At 54.3% G+C, this 18,247-nt stretch carries 18 protein-coding genes and 1 other RNA gene; 7 read left to right on the forward strand and 12 right to left on the reverse strand.

What is annotated here, in order from left to right; all coding sequences use genetic code 11:
• Nucleotides 1–233: 233 nt before the first annotated feature.
• Nucleotides 234–1,259, forward strand: a complete 1,026-nt coding sequence (locus tag CPA45_RS06795; RefSeq protein ID WP_096650826.1) for an aspartate carbamoyltransferase — start codon at nt 234–236, stop codon at nt 1,257–1,259.
• 27 nt (nt 1,260–1,286) lie between these two features.
• On the opposite strand, the gene ruvX is transcribed toward CPA45_RS06795, so the two are convergent.
• The 7 genes from ruvX to CPA45_RS06830 all read right to left on the reverse strand — a co-directional run bounded on the left by ruvX (nt 1,287) and on the right by CPA45_RS06830 (nt 6,054).
• A complete protein-coding gene (gene ruvX, locus CPA45_RS06800; RefSeq protein WP_096650827.1) occupies nt 1,287–1,742 on the reverse strand; it encodes a Holliday junction resolvase RuvX in 456 nt (151 codons plus the stop codon).
• 12 nt (nt 1,743–1,754) lie between these two features.
• Nucleotides 1,755–2,312, reverse strand: a complete 558-nt coding sequence (locus CPA45_RS06805) for a YqgE/AlgH family protein (RefSeq protein ID WP_096650828.1) — start codon at nt 2,310–2,312, stop codon at nt 1,755–1,757.
• 67 nt (nt 2,313–2,379) lie between these two features.
• Nucleotides 2,380–3,336: a glutathione synthase gene (gshB, locus tag CPA45_RS06810; protein ID WP_096650829.1), complete on the reverse strand. Its 957-nt coding sequence runs from the start codon at nt 3,334–3,336 to the stop codon at nt 2,380–2,382.
• Nucleotides 3,337–3,415: 79 nt separating this feature from the next.
• The gene (locus tag CPA45_RS06815) at nt 3,416–4,120 is read right to left on the reverse strand and encodes a CvfB family protein (protein WP_096650830.1); all 705 of its coding nucleotides are present in this window, start codon (nt 4,118–4,120) and stop codon (nt 3,416–3,418) included.
• Between the two features lie 169 nt (nt 4,121–4,289).
• A complete protein-coding gene (locus CPA45_RS06820) occupies nt 4,290–5,057 on the reverse strand; it encodes a 16S rRNA (uracil(1498)-N(3))-methyltransferase (RefSeq protein WP_096650831.1) in 768 nt (255 codons plus the stop codon).
• A gap of 3 nt (nt 5,058–5,060) precedes the next feature.
• Nucleotides 5,061–5,570, reverse strand: coding sequence for a protein-export chaperone SecB (gene secB / locus CPA45_RS06825; RefSeq protein WP_044628537.1), 510 nt, complete (start codon nt 5,568–5,570; stop codon nt 5,061–5,063).
• A 61-nt stretch (nt 5,571–5,631) separates the two neighbouring features.
• On the reverse strand, nt 5,632–6,054 hold the full coding sequence (locus tag CPA45_RS06830) for a rhodanese-like domain-containing protein (protein ID WP_078089716.1): 423 nt from the start codon (nt 6,052–6,054) through the stop codon (nt 5,632–5,634).
• A gap of 253 nt (nt 6,055–6,307) precedes the next feature.
• On the opposite strand from CPA45_RS06830, the gene gpmI reads away from it, so the two are divergent.
• From gpmI to CPA45_RS06845, 3 genes are all read left to right on the forward strand, one after another.
• Complete coding sequence (gene gpmI / locus CPA45_RS06835) at nt 6,308–7,876, forward strand: 2,3-bisphosphoglycerate-independent phosphoglycerate mutase (RefSeq protein WP_096650832.1); 1,569 nt, start codon at nt 6,308–6,310, stop codon at nt 7,874–7,876.
• Between the two features lie 5 nt (nt 7,877–7,881).
• Entirely contained in the window at nt 7,882–9,012 is a 1,131-nt protein-coding gene (locus CPA45_RS06840) for a murein hydrolase activator EnvC family protein (RefSeq protein ID WP_165771514.1), read from the forward strand.
• A 95-nt stretch (nt 9,013–9,107) separates the two neighbouring features.
• Nucleotides 9,108–10,412, forward strand: coding sequence for a S41 family peptidase (locus tag CPA45_RS06845; protein WP_096650834.1), 1,305 nt, complete (start codon nt 9,108–9,110; stop codon nt 10,410–10,412).
• Here CPA45_RS06845 and CPA45_RS06850 read toward each other — a convergent pair.
• From CPA45_RS06850 to CPA45_RS06865, 4 genes are all read right to left on the reverse strand, one after another.
• The gene (locus CPA45_RS06850) at nt 10,409–11,665 is read right to left on the reverse strand and encodes a UbiH/UbiF/VisC/COQ6 family ubiquinone biosynthesis hydroxylase (RefSeq protein WP_096650835.1); all 1,257 of its coding nucleotides are present in this window, start codon (nt 11,663–11,665) and stop codon (nt 10,409–10,411) included. The genes CPA45_RS06845 and CPA45_RS06850 overlap by 4 nt on opposite strands.
• Before the next feature lie 24 nt (nt 11,666–11,689).
• The gene (gene ubiH, locus CPA45_RS06855) at nt 11,690–12,916 is read right to left on the reverse strand and encodes a 2-octaprenyl-6-methoxyphenyl hydroxylase (protein WP_096650836.1); all 1,227 of its coding nucleotides are present in this window, start codon (nt 12,914–12,916) and stop codon (nt 11,690–11,692) included.
• 75 nt (nt 12,917–12,991) lie between these two features.
• Nucleotides 12,992–14,329, reverse strand: coding sequence for a Xaa-Pro aminopeptidase (gene pepP / locus CPA45_RS06860; RefSeq protein WP_096650837.1), 1,338 nt, complete (start codon nt 14,327–14,329; stop codon nt 12,992–12,994).
• Nucleotides 14,330–14,357: 28 nt separating this feature from the next.
• Entirely contained in the window at nt 14,358–14,936 is a 579-nt protein-coding gene (locus CPA45_RS06865; protein WP_096650838.1) for a UPF0149 family protein, read from the reverse strand.
• A 167-nt stretch (nt 14,937–15,103) separates the two neighbouring features.
• Here CPA45_RS06865 and CPA45_RS06870 point away from each other — a divergent pair, with 167 nt between their 5' ends.
• The 3 genes from CPA45_RS06870 (at nt 15,104) to CPA45_RS06880 (ending at nt 16,311) form a co-directional block, all read left to right on the forward strand.
• A complete protein-coding gene (locus tag CPA45_RS06870; RefSeq protein ID WP_078089708.1) occupies nt 15,104–15,412 on the forward strand; it encodes a cell division protein ZapA in 309 nt (102 codons plus the stop codon).
• Nucleotides 15,413–15,474: 62 nt separating this feature from the next.
• Nucleotides 15,475–15,657: non-coding RNA, 6S RNA (gene ssrS / locus CPA45_RS06875), on the forward strand.
• A 6-nt stretch (nt 15,658–15,663) separates the two neighbouring features.
• Nucleotides 15,664–16,311 carry a 5-formyltetrahydrofolate cyclo-ligase gene (locus CPA45_RS06880; RefSeq protein WP_096650839.1) on the forward strand — a complete coding sequence of 216 codons (648 nt, stop codon included), beginning with the start codon at nt 15,664–15,666 and terminating at the stop codon, nt 16,309–16,311.
• 415 nt (nt 16,312–16,726) lie between these two features.
• On the opposite strand, the gene ilvA is transcribed toward CPA45_RS06880, so the two are convergent.
• Entirely contained in the window at nt 16,727–18,241 is a 1,515-nt protein-coding gene (ilvA, locus tag CPA45_RS06885) for a threonine ammonia-lyase, biosynthetic (protein ID WP_096650840.1), read from the reverse strand.
• Nucleotides 18,242–18,247 lie beyond the last annotated feature (6 nt).

An 18,247-nucleotide genomic window follows, 5' to 3' on the forward strand; every position in this document is an offset into this window, starting at 1 on the left:
TGACAAACCAAGGTTTTTACACCTTATTCACCGCTGGTAACGCTTGGCGTCCCCGGCAGCGGATGCGTACTTTACGGTTTCATGACCCGCTTGGCAAGGCCTTTTGGGAAATAAGCGTGAGAAAGTTTCAGCATGCCCATATTTGACTGCTGAAAGCACTTCGATGGCACTGCATTGGCAGTTACACTGATACCTGCCTTTAGCACCGAATGCCTATTACTCTGAGGTCTACGATGAGCCAGCACTTATTAACTGTCGATTCATTAAGCCGCGAAAGCGTTGATCATCTACTGCGTGTTGCTGCGCGTATGGAGCCGATTGCTCAGCGGCGCCAAGTGACACGAGTGTTGGAAGGCGCAGTACTCGGCAACCTCTTCTTTGAGGCTAGTACCCGGACCCGGGTAAGCTTTAATGCTGCCTTTTGTCGTTTAGGTGGAAGCGTATGCGATACCACCGGCTTTACGTTCTCCTCTATGGCCAAGGGAGAGTCGCTATATGACACTAGCCGGGTGATGAGCGGTTACTGCGATGCAATAGTAATGCGTCACCCCGACCAGGGGTCGGTTGCTGAGTTTGCTGCAGCGACCAATGTACCAGTGATTAATGGAGGAGATGGCCCTGGCGAGCATCCGAGCCAAGCGCTTCTAGACCTTTACACTATTGATAAAGAGTTTCAGCGGCTGGGTAAATCGCTCAGTGGTGCGCATATCTTACTTACCGGCGATTTGAAGTATGGCCGTACGGTGCATTCGCTGATTAAGCTACTGTCTCTTTACGACCCCTTGCGCATTACTCTGGTCTCTCCACCAGGGCTTGAAATGCCATCAAAGCTGATTGACTTGGTCACGTCACGCGGGCACCGCATTGAACAGCGCGACTCATTGGCCAGCGATTTCTCAGACCTGGACGTGGTTTACACCACCCGCATCCAGAAAGAGCGTTTTACCGACGAGATGAATGAGAGCTTTCAGGGGCTGTCTGACGACTTTATGGTGAATCGCGATTTTCTTGACCGTCGCTGCAGTCAGAGCACGATTGTCATGCACCCGCTGCCCCGGGATAGCCGCCCAGGCGCTAATGACCTAAATGTGGATCTAAATGGCGACCCACGATTGGCGATTTTCCGTCAGACAGATAACGGCATTCCCATGCGCATGGCCATTTTTGCAACGTTGCTCAACGTTGACGATTTGATAGAGAAGGATCTGCGCTCTGTACGCTGGTTCGTGCCTGCCCAAACTGGCACGCTCGACCGCTAGCCCCCATCTTACTTTTAACAAGTGCTGCTAATAAGCAGTGCGCCCACCCGGAAGACCTTCCTGGTGGGCAAACCAACCTTCCAAAATAAGTACCGCGGCAATCCCGTCAACACTCTCTTCCCAGTAGTTACCACGGTGGCCTGCCGCGAGGGCAATTTGTTTCGCTTCGCGAGTAGAGCCCCGCTCATCGACCATTTCACAGGGCTTGCCGTAACGCCCATGAAGGCGGTTGCCAAATTTACGTGCACGCGTACTCATCGCCGATTCGCTGCCATCCATATTAAGCGGCAAACCAACAACAAATAGATCAGGCTGCCACTCCTCTACTAGCCGTGAGACAAGATTCCAATCGGGAATACCGTCGCGAGCAGCTAACGGCGACAGCTCCCGAGCGCTATTTAACAGCTCATTCCCCACCGCAACACCGATGCGCCGGGTACCAAAGTCAAACCCGAGTATCAGCCGCTGCCCTATATCAGCCATGATATGTAACCATTACGCATGCCCCGCATCACGGGTCATCAAGTTAAGGTCAACCCCCAGAATGCCAGCCGCAGCGGCTAGGCGTTCGGCAGGTGGCGTATCAAATAGCACACTTCCCTGGCCTTCAACAGTCAACCAGGCGTTCTCTTTTAGCTCGTCTTCCAACTGCCCAACGTCCCAGCCTGCACAACCTAAGCAGACCAGAAAATGCTCAGGACCAGTGCCATCGGCAAGTGCCTGTAGAATATCCATTGAGGTGGTAAGCGCAATACCATCTTCCACTTGGACACTTGAGTCCCAATCCTGGCTATCGCCAATATGTAAAATGAAGCCACGATCCTTATGCATTGGACCGCCATAATAGACTGGTGCATTACGGTGCGGGCTATCGTCTCCCCCCAGTGAAAGCTGTTCAAACAGGGCATCCAGGGTGATTTCAAGAGGCCGATTAGCGATAACCCCCATGCAACCGTTATGGTCATGATCACATAGGTAGATCAGGCTACCCGCAAAATTAGGATCATCTAAGTGCGGCATTGCCATTAAAAAGTGATGCTTTAAACTTTGCATGCGTCTCCTACGGCCCACCAATTACTCGGCAAGCCTCGAATTATTTAGCGGCTAGGACGTTCAACCTTTAGGCAAGCCGACGCTCAATCGCGTCCAGCAGCATGCCGGCAATATCGGTACCGCGCTGGTCATCGATTTCACGCACACAAGTGGGGCTTGTTACGTTAATTTCAGTGATGTAGTCACCGATCACGTCTAAACCAACAAACATCAAGCCTTTCTCGCGAATCATCGGCTGCACCTGCTGAATTAACCAGTGATCACGTTCGGTTAGCTCACGACTGACGCCACGCCCACCAGCAGCCAGATTACCCCGGGTTTCCCCCACTGAAGGTATGCGCGCTAACCCAAAGGGTACTGGTTCACCATCAACCAACAAGATACGCGTGTCGCCGTCTTTAATTTCAGGCAAGTAGCGCTGCACCATAATTTGCCGCTGACCACGCAGCGTTAACTGTTCAATCACCGCGCCAATGTTGCGGCCATCAGGCCCAATATGAAAAATGCCGGTGCCACCCATACCATCCAGCGGCTTGAAAATCACATCGCCGTGCTCAGCGTGGAAAGCGCGCAGCACATCGTCGCGGCTAGCCACCAGTGTGGGCGCGCAGCACTGGGGAAACTGCTGGGCAAATAGCTTTTCATTACACTGCAAGAGTGCTGATGTGGGGTTTACCACCAGCACGCCTTCACGCTCGGCAAAACCTAATAGATGAACCGCATTGGTAAAATCAGTATCTACTGGCGGGTCTTTGCGCATTAGCACCACATCTAGCTCGGCTAACGGGCGCTGCACCGCGTCACCCAAATCGTACCAGTGGTTGGGGTCGCGGTGCACCGTAAGCAGGCGCATACGTGCGTAGGCTTGGCCCGCGCTCAAAAAAAGATCATCCTGCTCCATGTAGTGAAGTGTGTAGCCGCGCTCTTGAGCCGCCCACAGCATGGCTATAGTGGTATCTTTTTTGTACGCGATGTCGCTGATGGGATCCATCACCACACCGAGATGCAACGTTGCTTGGCTCATCGGGGTACCTATCCAGACATGAACAATAGTAGGCAGTATGCCGTACTGCCTGCACAGCTCCAACCACCGCGACGAGCGGCTACTCGCCTTGCCCCTCGGTGAGCGCACCGGGCACAAGACGAATAGCATCAGGCTCCAGGGTGATTAACTGCTGCTTATAAAGCCGCCCAATCGCCTGCTTATAGGCGCTCTTGCTCACACCCAGCCGAGTCTTAATTGCGTGGGCCGAACTTTTATCACCCAGAGGCAGGTAGCCACCGCTTTCGCGCAGCGCCTGTAATACCTTATCGCCGACCACATCTAATCGGGCCGCCCCTGGAGGTAGTAGCGAAATATCCACACGACCATCTTCACGGCGCTGCTTTACATAACCTTTCAGCGACTGCCCACGGCGCAGCGGCTGAGTAATATCATCTTGATAAATCAGCCCCCAGTAGCGGTGGTTGACGACAACCTTCATACCTAAATCCGTTCGGTCAGCAACCACAACAGACACTTCATCACCCTTCTCTAGCGCCCAGGCATCGTCGGTTAAAAAGCGATCAAGACGCATGGTGGCCACCGGCCGTCCCTGATCGTCGCTATATAGCATCACCAATACCCGCTTGCCGGGGTCAGGACGAAAGCGCTGCTCGCTGTAGGGCAATAGCACATCTTTAGGTTGCCCCCATTGTAAAAACGCCCCGGTATTATTGACCGCAGTTACAGTTAAGTATGCGACATCACCCAGTTGGGCAGATGCATCGCTGGCGGAGCGAGGCGAGGAGTGTGACTCACGGACCATGGGTACCGTCCTTACAGGAAGTAGAGCTTCATTATGGTGTCTTGCGAACGCAAGGCAAAGCATCGTGGTTACCAGCACAACCAACAGCGGGGGAACAGCGTATAAAAAAATCGCTGCCTACGCATTGCTGGGCAGCGATCAGATAGAGGGTACTGGCGATAGTGAGTGCTTACAAATCACCAAAGTGATGCTGTAAAAGCGTTAAGGCCACTACCGGGGCGGTTTCAGTACGCAGCACCCGAGGACCCAGTGTTAGTGGCGTAAAACCGCTAGCAACAGCGATGCTAATATCCGCGTCGCTTAAGCCACCTTCGGGGCCAATCAACAGCGCCGCCGCATCGGGGCGGGGCTGCTGGGAAAATACGTTGCCCGTCGCCAAGTGCAGCATTAAACGCAGCGGTTCTTGACGTTCGGCCAGCCACTCATCAAGCCCTTTGGGTGGGTAGACCGGCGGTACGACCGCTCGACCGCTCTGTTCGCAGGCGCTAGCCGCGACAGCCTGCCAATGCGCCAGCTTTTTCTCTTCTCGATCGCCTTTCAGGCGCACATCACCCCGCTCCGTATAGAGTGGGGTGATAGCCGCAACGCCTAACTCCACGGCTTTTTGAATGGCATAGTCCATCCGGTCACCCTTGGAGATCGCTTGACCAAGGTGCACTGCCAACGGCGACTCATTGCCCCCTTGCCAAAGCTCCTCAATACGTACCGAAGTATGTTTGCGGCCTACTTCGGCTAAGCGAACTCCTGCCTCTTGACCCCGGCCATCAAACAGTACCAGTGGCGCCCCTTCACCCATCCGCAGTACCCGCGTGACGTGTCGCGCAGGACCTTCCGGCAGCGTTAATGTGGCGCCGACTGCGAACTCAGCAGACACATAGAGGCGAGGCATTTTACCGTGTAAGGCAACCCAATTAGCGGCGAGCAATGTTTCCAACATAGCTTAGTGAGTGTTCTCTGCAGCTTGGCTTGCCTGCTGCGCTTCACGCTGCTTGCGCTGAGCATACATGGCTTCAAAGTTCACCGGCGCCAACATCAACGGTGGGAAACCACCACGATTGACAAGGTTATCCACGCACTCACGGGCGTAAGGGAACAGCAGGTTAGGACAGAACGCACCCAAGGTTTGCTCAAGCTGAGCACCTTCGATACCAGAGATACGGAACAGGCCCGCTTGCTCAACTTCCGCGAGGAATGACGTGGTGCCAGTTTCGCTGTCGTTAACCTGAGCCGTCACCTTCACAACCACTTCGTACTGGTCGTCAGCTACTTTCTGGCTGGTGGTGTTAAGGTCAAGATTCACTTTAGGCTTGAACGCCTGCTTAAATACAGAGGGCGAATTAGGCGCTTCAAACGAGATATCTTTTACGTAGATACGCTGTAGCGAGAACTTCAGCTGGGGCTTTTCACCTTCAGCGGCGCCAGCCTGCGGGGTGTTGTTATCTTCCGCCATTGGAATGCTCCTAATGATTCATTCAATAAATTAAGACACGCGGATACTACCAGCCACGTGATTACTTTTTAACGACCGGTAGGCCATCGGCCTGCCACTGCACCATACCGCCTTTTAGCTTGGTTGAGCGCTCGAAACCCGCTTTAGAGAGTTTCGCCTGAGCAGCCCCCGAGCTCTGACCATGTTTACACACCACGATGATCGGCTGGCTTTTGACTTTCTCCAGTTCGCTCATGCGGCTGTCGAGGCTACTTTGGGGTATGTTGCGTGCGCCAGCGATATGCCCGGCTTTAAAGTCTTTGCTTTCACGAATATCCAGCACCACCGCGTCTTCGCGGTTGATGAGCTGGGTGGCCTCAGTAGAAGTCACAGCATTAGTGGCAGCACTGCGCGTTTCATAGGTAATCCACGCTATCAGTACCAACAAAAACGCCCCCACTAATAGGGGGTGGTTCATTACGAATTCGAACAGCTGATCGATCATCGCGAACACAATCTCTTGGTCTATACAGAAAAAAGCGGCCTAGCCACTGTCAGAAACGCGACAAGTATACACGTCACACAGCATTCCGCGCAGGCCATGACGCCCGACGGTTGCCTGCGTTATGATGCCCCAAGCGCGCGCCTGTCGCGACCCCGATCATAAAGTGTTGTCTGAAAACGGTCTGAGCACTCTTCAATGACGTTTCAAACAACATCTCACGTCGCTTGGCGGACCAACTTAACGAGGTTTTTCCATGGCTACATCTACTGCTACTCCGCGCCCCGTGGCGCTGATCATTTTAGACGGCTACGGCCACAACCCGGATAGTGCCCACAATGCTGTGGCTGCCGCGAATACGCCTAACATGGATAAACTGTGGGCCAACCGCCCCCATGCCTTCGTCCATACCGATGGCCGCCATGTGGGCTTGCCTGATGGGCAGATGGGTAACTCCGAAGTTGGTCATATGAACATAGGTGCGGGCCGTATCGTGTACCAGGACTTCACGCGTATCACCAAGGCCGTTGAAGAGGGTGAGCTGGATACTAACGCGGTACTGACCAAGCCAATCGATGAAGCGGTGGCCAACGGTCATGCAGTCCACCTACTTGGATTACTCTCCCCTGGCGGCGTGCATAGCCATGAAGACCACTTTATTGCCATGGCCGAGCTGGCGGCTCGCCGCGGTGCACAGCGCATTTTCGTACATGCATTTTTGGATGGCCGTGATATGCCGCCGCAAAGTGCGCTCCGCTCAATTGAGCGAGCCAATGCCCGATTGGCGGAGCTGGTCGGTGCTGACAACGGCTTTGTTGCCTCGGTGATCGGCCGCTTTTACGCGATGGACCGAGACAATCGCTGGGAGCGTGTTGAGCAGGCCTATCGCTTACTGACCGACGGCCACGCAGACTTTATCGCTTCCAGCGCTGAAACTGCTCTGCGTGACGCTTACGAGCGCGGTGAAACCGATGAGTTTGTAGCCTCCAGTAGCATCCCCCTCAACAATAGCGCCATTACTCTACAAGATGGCGACGCAGCTATTTTTCTAAACTTCCGTTCTGATCGCGCCCGCGAGCTAACCCGTGCCTTCACCGAACCCAATTTTACTGGCTTCGAGCGTCGCGTTTGCCCGAAACTCGCTGGTGATGGCATCGTGATGATGACCCAATATGCTGCTGACATCCCGGCACCGACTGCCTTTCCCCCGTCAGATCTTAGTGACACCCTGGGCGAAGTAGTCGCCAAACGTGGACTGACCCAACTGCGCATTGCCGAAACCGAGAAGTACCCCCACGTTACCTTCTTCTTCTCTGGCGGTAACGAAGCGGAGTATGAGGGTGAAGAGCGCATCTTGGTGCCCTCCCCGCGGGACGTTAAAACCTACGATGAAAAGCCCGAAATGAGCGCATTCGAGATCACCGACAAGCTGGTGGAAGCGATCGATAGTGGTCGTTTTGATTTAATTGTATGCAACTATGCCAATGGCGATATGGTCGGCCACACCGGCGACTTTAACGCCGCAGTGAAAGCCATTGAAACCGTCGACACCTGCGTTGGCCGAGTAGTAGAAGCTATTGAGCGGGCAGGTGGCGCCTGTTTGATTACCGCCGATCACGGTAATGCCGAACAGATGGTGCATCCGGAAACTGGCGCTCCCCAAACCGCTCACACTACCTTCGTAGTGCCTCTCATTTACGTGGGAGAGCGAGACGGCACGTTAGCAGATGGCCGCCTATGCGATTTAGCACCTACGCTGCTGACGATGATGAATCAACCCGTTCCCGAAGCAATGACCGGGAAGCCGTTGATTACATTAGGCTGATGCCAATGCGGGGAGTAATAGCACTAAGCACAGTGTTGATGATGCTGTGCTCGCCCGCTATCGCCCAGGACGAGCATGCAGCACGCCAGCAATTAGATGCCCTTGGCCAGGAGATTGACTCCCTCTCGCAGCGCCTGAGTGCTACCGCCCAAGCTCGCGACAGCGCTGAGCGCGAGCTGCAACAAGTTGAGACAGAACTAGCCGAAACACACCAGCGCCTGGATGCTCTGCAAGCCGAACGTCGCCAGTTGGATGCCGAAACCACGCAGCTACTACAGCACAGAGATCGCTTGGAGGCTGAGCGCGATGCTCAGTACGCCGCATTAGCCCAACAGCTGGCCGCGCTTTACCGGCTTGGCCCAACTCCCCAGCTCAAGCTACTGCTTAACCAAAGCGACCCAGCTGAGCTCGACCGTATGCAGGCCTATCTCAACCGGCTGACCCAAGCCCGCCAGCAGCGCTTAACAGACATTCGGCGCTTAGACACCGCCCTTGCCGACACGCAACAAGCCTTAAGCGAGCGCCAAACGCGTCTTGATACGCTGGCAGATGAGCTAGAAACCCAAAGTACTCTGTTAGCTCAACGTACCGCAGAGCGGCGTGGCGTCGTAGCAACGCTAGATGACCGCTATGGTAGCGAGGCTGATCGCCTGGCAGATCTTAACCAGAGCAGAGAACAGGCGGAGCAGCAGTTACGTGCTATCCAGGCTGAACTTGCCCGCTTATCACAACCCTCTCCCACCACGCACATCACGCGCACCCAAGGCGATTTACCCTGGCCGGTGCAAGGATCCATTACTGCGGATTTCCAGCGCCGCGACGGCGTACACTATAACGGTATTGTTATTCAGGCCAACGAGGGGACTGCTGTCACGGCAGTCCACAGCGGCCGTGTAGTGTTTGCCGATTGGATGCGTGGTTTTGGTAATCTGCTCATTATCGATCACGGCGACCAAATCATGACACTACACGCCCATCTACAACAGTTCAGCGCTCGCCCTGGCCAGCAAGTCAACCGGGGTGATGAAATTGGCCGGGTAGGCAACAGTGGCGGCCAGCCCCGTTCGGCGCTTTACTTTGAAGTGCGGCGAGGTGGAGCACCAATTAACCCTCAACGTTGGATTGCACGCCGCTGACGGGATAAGCTGACCTATATGAATGCCCAACGTAGCTTCACTATCTAAATTTGCGCGGCGCAGTGACGCGCCGCCTTTCGCCTTGCGGAGTCTGCATGACGCTATCTGTTACCGAGGTATCGGCACCCGCCAAGCGCTTCTTGGCTACCCTGCTACCGCTTGCCCTATTGTTCGCTCCGCTACCACTTGCAGCCCAACCGACTGGCAATAGCGTTGCGAATGATCTTCCTTTAGAAGAGATTCAAACCTTCGCCGAAGTGTTTGAGCGTATTAAACGTGGCTACGTTGAAGAGGTGGATGACCGCACGCTATTGCGTAACGCCATGCGCGGCATGCTCAGAGAGCTAGACCCCCACTCCGCCTATTTAGATAAAGAAGAGTACCAAAGCCTACGCGAGTCCACTCAGGGTGAGTTTGGCGGCATAGGTATTGAAGTGGGCACCGAAAATGGTCAGCTTATGGTGATCACACCCATTGATGACACACCCGCGTCCCGCGCAGGGCTGCTCTCAAGGGACATTATTATTGCTATTGATGGCACCCCCACCGATGACATGTCGCTTCAAGAAGCAGTGAGCATAATGCGCGGTGAAGCAGGTAGCCAGCTACAGATCTCTATCTTGCGTACGGGTGAAGATGCGCCTCGCGAGTTCACTTTAACCAGAGAGATCATCCGCAGTGAAAGCGTTAAGCATGAAGTATTAGAGCCGGGCTACGGCTATTTGCGTATCAGCCAGTTCCAGTCACGCACTACCGATCAAGCGCGCCAAGCAATTGAGCGCATGGAGCGCCAACAGCCTCTTGAGGGCCTGATTCTTGATTTGCGCAATAACCCTGGCGGCGTACTGCAAGCTGCCGTTGGCGTTGCCGACCTATTTCTGGATGGTGGATTAATCGTCTATACCGAAGGGCGGCTATCTGATACCGAAATGTCATTTTCCGCCACACCGGCAACGCCAGCCGGAGAAGTGCCTTTGGTTGTACTGATTAACAGCGGCAGCGCCTCGGCGGCAGAAATTGTTGCGGGAGCACTCCAGGACCAGCGTCGCGGTGTAATTATGGGCACCGAAAGCTTTGGCAAAGGTTCCGTGCAGCAGATTATGCCGCTCGGTAACGGAGAGGGTCTCAAGCTAACAACTGCTCTCTATTACACTCCCAACGGGCGCTCAATTCAGGCTCAAGGTATTGAGCCTGATGTAGAGGTAGTACGTGGCCGCCTGGAGGTTGCCGAAAGCCGCCGCGAAGTTCGCGAAGCCGACCTTGATGGCCACTTAGGTGGCCAATCAGCTTTACCACGCGAGCGCTCCGCCGCCGTACAGCGACTACAGGATGATTACCAGCTCAGCGAAGCGCTTAACCTGCTTAAGGCACTGAACGTAGTGGATAGTCGGCGCCGTTAACGGCACGACAGCGGCAGGCGGCCACGCTCACCGGTGGCCTGCCGCATAACCATACGCTTTACTGGCACTACTTGATTCATGCCACTCATGCCTAGGTTACGCACTAGTGTAAGAGCCGGAATTTGGCTACCAAACAGTACCTTGAAGCCCTTCATTAGCCCCAGCATTGCGCTGTTATCAAAACGTCGCCGCCGCTCATAGCGAGCCAAAGTGGTTAATGCCCCCCAGGGAGCCCCGCGCCGCCAAGCAGCAACGACCTCTTCAGCCAGTACTGCCGCATCCATAAAGCCCAGATTGACACCCTGCCCAGCCAGCGGGTGGATACTGTGGGCAGCATCCCCCACCAGAGCAAAATTTGGCTGAATGTAGTGTGACGCATGACGCTGGACGAGAGGAAAGCGATGCGCATTATCCACCACTGTTACCTTGCCAAGCCGGTGGTTAAACGCACGCCCAAGCGTTTCACCTAAGCGCTCCCATGAAAGAGCAGCTAGCTCCTCCGCATGCTCTGGAGCGGTTGACCAAACAATCGAGCAGTAGCGATCATCACCGTTGACCGTCAGCGGTAAAAAAGCCAAGGGCTGACCGGCGACAAAAGCCTGGCGCGCGGTGGCACCATGGGTCTTCTCACAGAGAACTGTTGTCACTAACGCATCCTGCTCCATGGCATCTTCAGCCACCTTAATGCCCGCCAGTTCGCGCAGAGTCGAGCGCGCCCCATCTGCGGCAATGAGTAGTGATGTGTGTAGCTGACGGCTGTCATCCAGGACAAGCCAACGGCCACTGCCAGTCGTCTGTAACGCCTGAATATTTGCCCCAAAAAACGTATTAACTGTCGGTAACTTAAGCACCTGCTCATTAAGTGCCGCCAGGGTGATATCGTTTTCGACAATATGGCCTAGCACCGACGTGCCCGCTTCATCAGCTGAAAAGTCGATGCTGCCACTGCCTTCGGCATCCCATACCTGCATATAGCGGTAAGGCGTTACCCTGGTTGCCTCCATAGCGGGCCATGCACCAAGGTGCGTCAACAGCCGCTGAGAAACCGGCGTAAGGGCACTGACACGCGGCGCAGGCGAGTGTTCTCCAAAAGTGCTGAGCTGTAGCGGTGCCGCTTTAGCTTCTACCAGGGCTACCTGCATGCCTGCCTTTGCCAGCAACCCTGCTAGCGCGGTACCTACCATGCCCGCACCCACAATTACTGCATCAAAACGTTCAACCGACGCTTTGCTTGCCGCTGCTTGCGTAGTCATAGCGTTCCTTAATTCTTAGGTAAATCAGCGCTCCAGACCCATAGCCCGTCGTGCTAGGCTACGGCGCAGAGGGCCTACCAAGTTAAGCCCAATCAGCCCCGCCGCCCGAGCGTGGGACAATAGTGGCAGCGAATAGCCAAACAAGCGCACTAAGCCGTCGCTGAACTGGATCACGTTGGCTCGGTCTTGAGCACGGCGCTGCTCGAAGGCGAGTAGCGTTTGCATATCTCCCAGTGCTCGCGGCTCCTGAGCGCCCTCCTCTAACGCTTCCACTAAGTCTATTACCGAGCGGAGCGCAAGATTAAATCCCTGTCCTGCAACAGGATGAAGCGCATGGGCCGCATTACCTAATACCGCCAACCCAGGCCGAACAGGCTCTTCAGCGGTGACCAGTGAAAGCGGGTAACTAAAACGCTGACCGACCCGAGTAAAACGCCCGACCCGATCACCAAACGCAGCTTGTAGTTGGTGTAAAAATTCTCGGTCAGAAAGGGCTAAGCGCGCCTGCTCAGCCCCGCTGGTATGAGTCCATACCAGCTCCATGGCCTGGCCCGGTAACGGTAGTAGTGCAATAGGACCGTCTGCGGTAAAGCGCTCATAGGCCACACCTTGATGAGGCTGGCTAACACCGACATGAGCGATTAATGCGGTTTGTTCATAGGAGTAGCGGCGACTGCTAATACCTAGTTGTTCTTTAAGGCCAGAGCGACCGCCATCAGCGAGGATGGTGAGCGCCGACGTTAACTCGCGACCATCAGAAAGCATCAGATGATGGCCGGATGCTTGCGGCGTCAGCTGCGCGACCTGGACAGGGCAATACCACTCAATGGGCAATTGCTGAAGCTGCCGGTGAAGCACTCGCCCCATCCAAGCATTGGGTATTACATGGCCCAATGCTGACACCCCTAACTCCTTGGCACTTAATCGCGCAGCCCCCAACCGCCCCCGCTCACTAATGTGAATACGCTTAATAGGCGCTGCCTCACACTGCATCGCCTCCCATACACCCAACTGGCGAAAACGCTGGGCAGAGCCTTCGGCAATAGCGCTGGCCCTTGCATCAAAGCTGGGCTGCCAGGATGCTTCCTGGGAACTTTCAGGTAACGCAGCCCCTTCAATAATCGCCACACGCCAGCCGTAACGATCAATCAACGGCGCCAACGCGCAGCCCAAGCTAGCACCTACAAGCCCACCACCCACTATCACGATATCGTGGCTGAGCGTTTGACTCACCTGCTTAGCGCCTTGCATCGGCCTCTCCTAAAACTTTTCGTAAACCGTAATGTAATTTACATAATCCACAAAAAACCAATCAAAAAATGGTTACTAATTAACCATCAATTGCTCAATCTCTATGACTTGTTTAGGCACTGCAGAGGTAAGTACATCATGACCAGAGGGCGTCACCACCACATTGTCTTCAATGCGAATACCGATCCCGCGATAAGCCTCCGCGATATCATCGTCACAAGGGATATACAGGCCAGGCTCAACGGTGAGCACCATTCCTGGTTCTAGTGGGCGGGGCGTTTTTTCATCCAAGTGGTAAGTGCCCACATCGTGCACATCTAAGCCTAACCAGTGGGAGGTAGAGTGTAGGTAGAAGCGACGATAGCTCTCATCATCAATACGCGCTTGAACATCGCCATCTAAAAGCCCCAGGGCGATTAAGCCTGCTGTTAAGTCCCGTACCACACCTTGGTGGATATCCACCAAGGTAGCGCCAGGTACAATAGCCTGAATAGCACGCTCCTGAGCATCTAGCACCACTTGGTAAAGCGCCCTCTGAGCATCACTAAAGCGCCCGCTGACAGGGAAGGTACGGGTAATATCCCCAGCATAGAGATCAAACTCAGCACCAGCATCAATCAGTACCAGTGTATCGGCCTTGAGTACCGCGCTGTTTTCAATATAGTGCAGTACGCAGGCATTAGCGCCACCACCCACAATGGTGCTGTAGGCAGGCCCGCTGGCGCCCTGCCACATAAACTCATGCTCTAACTCAGCCTGCAGCTGATACTCGCTTAATCCTGGCTGACAAGTCCGCATGGCGCGACGATGTGCTTGGGCGGAAATAGTCGCCGCATGGCGCAGCAGAGCGATTTCAGCAGGACTTTTTATGAGTCGCATATCATGTAGTAGCGGCCGGCTGTCTAACCAACCTTTTAGCGCTGGCTTTCCACGCCGAGCCCCTGCTAGGGCGTGGGCTAACGCGTCTTCTGCAATACTGACAGCCTCTGGGTTATCCAGCGGAGCGTAGAGCAGCGCACGACCTTCAAGCAGGTCAGCAAGCAGATCATCGCGCAAGGCGTTTTCAAACGCCTGATCAATACCATGCTGGCTTTCGACGCCGCTGGCTCCCAGCCGCCTACCGGTCCAGGCTTCCATGGTAGGGTCACGATCTTGGCAAAAAACGACACTTTGGCCTGCCTCACGACCCGGCAGTAGCAACAGCAGGGCGTCCGGCTCTTGGATACCAGTTAAGTAGTAAAAGTCACTCTGCTGACGAAACGCGTACTCACTATCGTGAGAGCGTGTTACCAGGGAAGCGCTTGGCAATATCATGGCAGCGTTTTGCGGCAACTGCGCTATCAGCGCTTCCCGGCGCTTCTGGTACTCAGCAGGCTCAATTGCAGCGGGGCGGGGCAATAGCTCAGGCAACATAACCACTCCTAACAATTAATGAATAGGCTTAGTGAACGGGGGCATCTGCTTGTTCAACCTGTGGCATGCCGGGGTGTTGCTCGGTATATAGCATCATAGCCGCCATCCGGGCATGCTCGGTCAGCGCAAACAGGTCATTCTCATTTTCGGGGCTATCGTCGATATCCGTTTCCATCTGTGCGAGCCCGGCCAAATCATCAATAGCCTCGCGTAGCGTTTGCGACCAGCGCTCACGTAGCGTGTCATCAGCAGCATCTTCGACAACTTCCATAAAGCCTAGCGTCCACTCTTTCAGGCCTTGTGCCTGCTCGGCCAACGAAAATAGCTCATCGGGCAGCAGTGGGGTGTAGCTCATATCACTGGCATTAAGCGCCTCTAGCGTTTGGCGGCGCCAGCCCAGTAAGCGTTCAGCGCTAGCAGGATCGCGGGGCTGCTCAACACCTAAACTTAAACAGACCTCTTCCAACCACGCCTCGGCATTAATATCGCGCAACGCCAATAGAGCAGATAACCGACCATCCAAAAAGGCCGGAGATTGCATGCTACCGTGAATGAGAAACACATCTGCAACGTCAGAAAAGTCCTGGCGTTCATCAATAAGTGACATGGTAATAACTCGTTTTAAAGTGAATGGAGATAAATACGATAGAACAGAGCGGCGCGCATGCGCGTTGACCCCACACAAGCGGCTCTCTTATAGTGAACGCCGTCCATCCTTTCTATGTAGTGATGTTAACGCATTGGTCGACAAAATGACCTGTGCTGGAGCCTTTGATGAGTAACGCTAAGCGACCAACGAAAGAAATCACCCTCCAGGGTCGCAGCTATGTGATTGCCTGCGATACTGGCGAAGAAGCCAAGCTTGAGCGCGCTGCTCGCTATTTAGACCGCGCCATGCAGGGCATTCATGCCCAGAGCAGCGTGCTGGGCAGTGAGCGGATTGCCATTATGGCGGCGCTTAACATTACCCACGAGCTGCTTGAAACACTAGACGAGCATCGGGCTGGAGAAGCGAACCTAAGCCGCTTGAACGACAAGCTTGAGCGAGCACTGGCTAAAACACGACGCCCTGAAGAACCCTGAAAAATCAGGAAGAACCTTAACGTGATACTTTGGCATTAGGTCTGGCTCTGGTAGGATAGTGGCGTTCTCTGGGGTGTACGCCAGTCGTTATAGTCCCTCGAGCCTATGCGCAGTACCCAGGGGGCCAAATGCTAGCCAAACCTGTGTGCATGTCCGTGCGTCGGAAAGCCTGACGGTTTGGCTGCGGCCACCCACCTGAACCAGTAGGTTCAGGGCCAGAACGGCAGCGGCACTCTGGGGAACACTTTTTAATGCACGATACTGCTAACTACAAACTCGCCTTCGAAAATCACTTGATTGATAAGCATGCTCTGCGCCGCGAACTCAAGCGTAAGCGCCGTTCTCTTTCCCCCGACCAACAACGCCAGGCCTCCATTAGCCTTTGCCAACGGCTAAAACGGCTGCCTGAAGTTCGTCGTGCTAAGCGTATTAGCCTTTATCTGCCGGTTAATGGTGAAATTGATCCGACACTGCTGCTGCCCTGGCTGCGCCAGCGTAGTGTTGAGGTGTATCTTCCGGTTCTGCGGCCCTTCAGTACCAACCAGCTCTGGTTTGTAAAATACCGCGATACAACCCCAATGGTTAAAAACCGCTTTGGCATTACTGAGCCTTGTACACGCTTTGCAGCCAACAGACGCCACCGGCTACCTGCCTGGGCATTGGACACACTGATCGTGCCACTAGTCGGGTTTGATGCAGAGGCAAATCGTATGGGTATGGGGGGCGGTTTTTATGACCGCAGCCTCGCTTTTATGCGCAGAAACGGCCCATCACCAACATTAATTGGTGTTGCCCACGCCTGCCAACAGGTGAAGGCGCTTCCCGTAGAGCCGTGGGACATACCGCTCGACGCTGTGGTCAGTGATCTAATGTCCGTTCGACCAACAAAAACGGGCTGACCCATAGGATCAACCCGCTTTAACACAACTAGTTACCAGTTGGTGCAGCAGCGTTTATGCTGAATGCGCTGTGGAATTAACTAAGTAAGTTAACTTCCAGACACCGCTTGCGCGTAGCCAGTGGCAAGAACTCCGAGTAAAAACACCACAGTTAACGCCATCACCATATCAGGCTTCCTACGCCGCATGCCTCTTCTCCAACGTCTTTCTCTGTTGCCAAATGCCTGTAATGCGTCATCAAGGCTGTACCTTTTGCAAGATGACGCGCCCCATTAATTTCGCTCACGACTATAGGGCCATTAAGGACTGCTGACAACTATGATAAGCGCTATTTTTAACGCTCAATTAAACGTTTTCTTAAGTTCATTTTTCTTAATCTTTCTGGCCTGTGCGATTAGTGAGCGCTCACATACTTTTAGGCCATAAAGAGCCGATATGCGGGGTTGTCACTCTCATGCCAGTACCGATAGCCAATGGCATCTAAATATTCAGTGACATGGGTACGATCAGCACTAGGCACCTGCATACCAACCAGCACACGCCCATAAGCAGCGCCATGATTACGATAGTGAAACAGCGAAATATTCCAGTCGTGAGGCAACTGGGTCAGGAAATTCATCAATGCTCCAGGGCGCTCAGGAAACTCAAAGCGGTAAAGCTCCTCTTCAAAACGTTCACTGGGACGACCACCACTAAGGTGGCGGATATGCAGTTTCGCCAACTCATTATCAGTGAGGTCTTCCACCTGATAGCCTCCTTCGCGGAGCTTATCCAGTACCGCTTGGCGGTCCTCCCCGCCGGGCTTCACCTGAACACCAACAAAGATGTGGGCTTCGTTGTTATCAGCGTAGCGGTAGCTAAACTCAGTGACCATGCGTTTGCCCAAGGTGCGGCAGAACTTTTTAAAACTGCCGGGCTTCTCAGAAATCGTCACTGCTAAAATCGCCTCGCGCTGCTCGCCAAGCTCGGTACGCTCGGCAATATGCTGTAGGCGGTCAAAGTTGGTGTTAGCACCCGAGTTGATACATAACAATGTCTCGCCTTCAACACCGGTCTGCTGCACATACTTTTTAAGCCCTGCCAGCGAGAGTGCACCCGACGTTTCCGCCACAGCGCGTGTATCTTCAAAGATATCTTTTACCGCAGCGCACATCTCATCGGTGTTGACGGTAATTACGCCATCAATCAAGTCTTTCACCAGCGAAAACGGCACTTCGCCCACCTGAGCCACCGCGACACCTTCCGCAAAAACACCCACTTGATCGAGTACTACCCGCTCGCCTGCTTCTAACGCTGCTTTAAGGCAGGCGCTGTCTTCGGCCTCTACGCCAATTACTTTGATATCTGGACGAAGATATTTTACATATGCAGCCACACCGGCGATCAGCCCGCCGCCACCGACTGGAACAAAGATGGCATCCAAACGCCCAGGGTGTTGGCGCAGGATCTCCACGCCAATGGTGCCTTGACCGGCGACCACATCAATATCGTCAAATGGCGGAATATAAGTGTAACCATGCTCCTTGATTAACTCTTGGGCATGCTCTGCAGCCGCCGCGAAGGCGTCACCTTTAAGAATCACCTTAGCGCCACGGGCACGCACCGCCTGAACTTTGATATCAGGGGTAATGCGCGGCATCACAATAATCGCCTTAACACCCATTAGCTTGGCTGCCATAGCCAGCCCCTGGGCATGATTACCTGCTGATGCGGCGATCACTCCCTTAGCCTTCTGCTCCTCGGTGAGCTGAGCCATTTTGTTATAAGCACCGCGGATTTTGAACGAGAACACGGGCTGCAGATCTTCGCGCTTAATTAAAATTTGGTTATTAAAGCGACGCGACAAAAAGGGTGCAGGGGAAATAGGTGTCTCACAAGCGGCATCGTAAACGCGGGCTTGGAGGATCTTTTTGACGGTTGCTTCGAGCATGCGGAA

The sequence above is a fragment of the Vreelandella nigrificans genome (genome assembly GCF_002374315.1).
Taxonomy (GTDB): Bacteria; Pseudomonadota; Gammaproteobacteria; order Pseudomonadales; family Halomonadaceae; genus Vreelandella; species Vreelandella nigrificans.

Bases quoted from the DNA above. Each gene is read 5' to 3' on its own strand.
- CPA45_RS06795 (WP_096650826.1), top strand. From the start codon at position 234: ATGAGCCAGCACTTATTAACTGTCGATTCATTAAGCCGCGAAAGCGTT.
- ruvX (WP_096650827.1), bottom strand. From the start codon at position 1,742: ATGGCTGATATAGGGCAGCGGCTGATACTCGGGTTTGACTTTGGTACC.
- CPA45_RS06805 (WP_096650828.1), bottom strand. From the start codon at position 2,312: ATGCAAAGTTTAAAGCATCACTTTTTAATGGCAATGCCGCACTTAGAT.
- gshB (WP_096650829.1), bottom strand. From the start codon at position 3,336: ATGAGCCAAGCAACGTTGCATCTCGGTGTGGTGATGGATCCCATCAGC.
- CPA45_RS06815 (WP_096650830.1), bottom strand. From the start codon at position 4,120: ATGGTCCGTGAGTCACACTCCTCGCCTCGCTCCGCCAGCGATGCATCT.
- CPA45_RS06820 (WP_096650831.1), bottom strand. From the start codon at position 5,057: ATGTTGGAAACATTGCTCGCCGCTAATTGGGTTGCCTTACACGGTAAA.
- secB (WP_044628537.1), bottom strand. From the start codon at position 5,570: ATGGCGGAAGATAACAACACCCCGCAGGCTGGCGCCGCTGAAGGTGAA.
- CPA45_RS06830 (WP_078089716.1), bottom strand. From the start codon at position 6,054: ATGATCGATCAGCTGTTCGAATTCGTAATGAACCACCCCCTATTAGTG.
- gpmI (WP_096650832.1), top strand. From the start codon at position 6,308: ATGGCTACATCTACTGCTACTCCGCGCCCCGTGGCGCTGATCATTTTA.
- CPA45_RS06840 (WP_165771514.1), top strand. From the start codon at position 7,882: ATGCGGGGAGTAATAGCACTAAGCACAGTGTTGATGATGCTGTGCTCG.
- CPA45_RS06845 (WP_096650834.1), top strand. From the start codon at position 9,108: ATGACGCTATCTGTTACCGAGGTATCGGCACCCGCCAAGCGCTTCTTG.
- CPA45_RS06850 (WP_096650835.1), bottom strand. From the start codon at position 11,665: ATGACTACGCAAGCAGCGGCAAGCAAAGCGTCGGTTGAACGTTTTGAT.
- ubiH (WP_096650836.1), bottom strand. From the start codon at position 12,916: ATGCAAGGCGCTAAGCAGGTGAGTCAAACGCTCAGCCACGATATCGTG.
- pepP (WP_096650837.1), bottom strand. From the start codon at position 14,329: ATGTTGCCTGAGCTATTGCCCCGCCCCGCTGCAATTGAGCCTGCTGAG.
- CPA45_RS06865 (WP_096650838.1), bottom strand. From the start codon at position 14,936: ATGTCACTTATTGATGAACGCCAGGACTTTTCTGACGTTGCAGATGTG.
- CPA45_RS06870 (WP_078089708.1), top strand. From the start codon at position 15,104: ATGAGTAACGCTAAGCGACCAACGAAAGAAATCACCCTCCAGGGTCGC.
- CPA45_RS06880 (WP_096650839.1), top strand. From the start codon at position 15,664: ATGCACGATACTGCTAACTACAAACTCGCCTTCGAAAATCACTTGATT.
- ilvA (WP_096650840.1), bottom strand. From the start codon at position 18,241: ATGCTCGAAGCAACCGTCAAAAAGATCCTCCAAGCCCGCGTTTACGAT.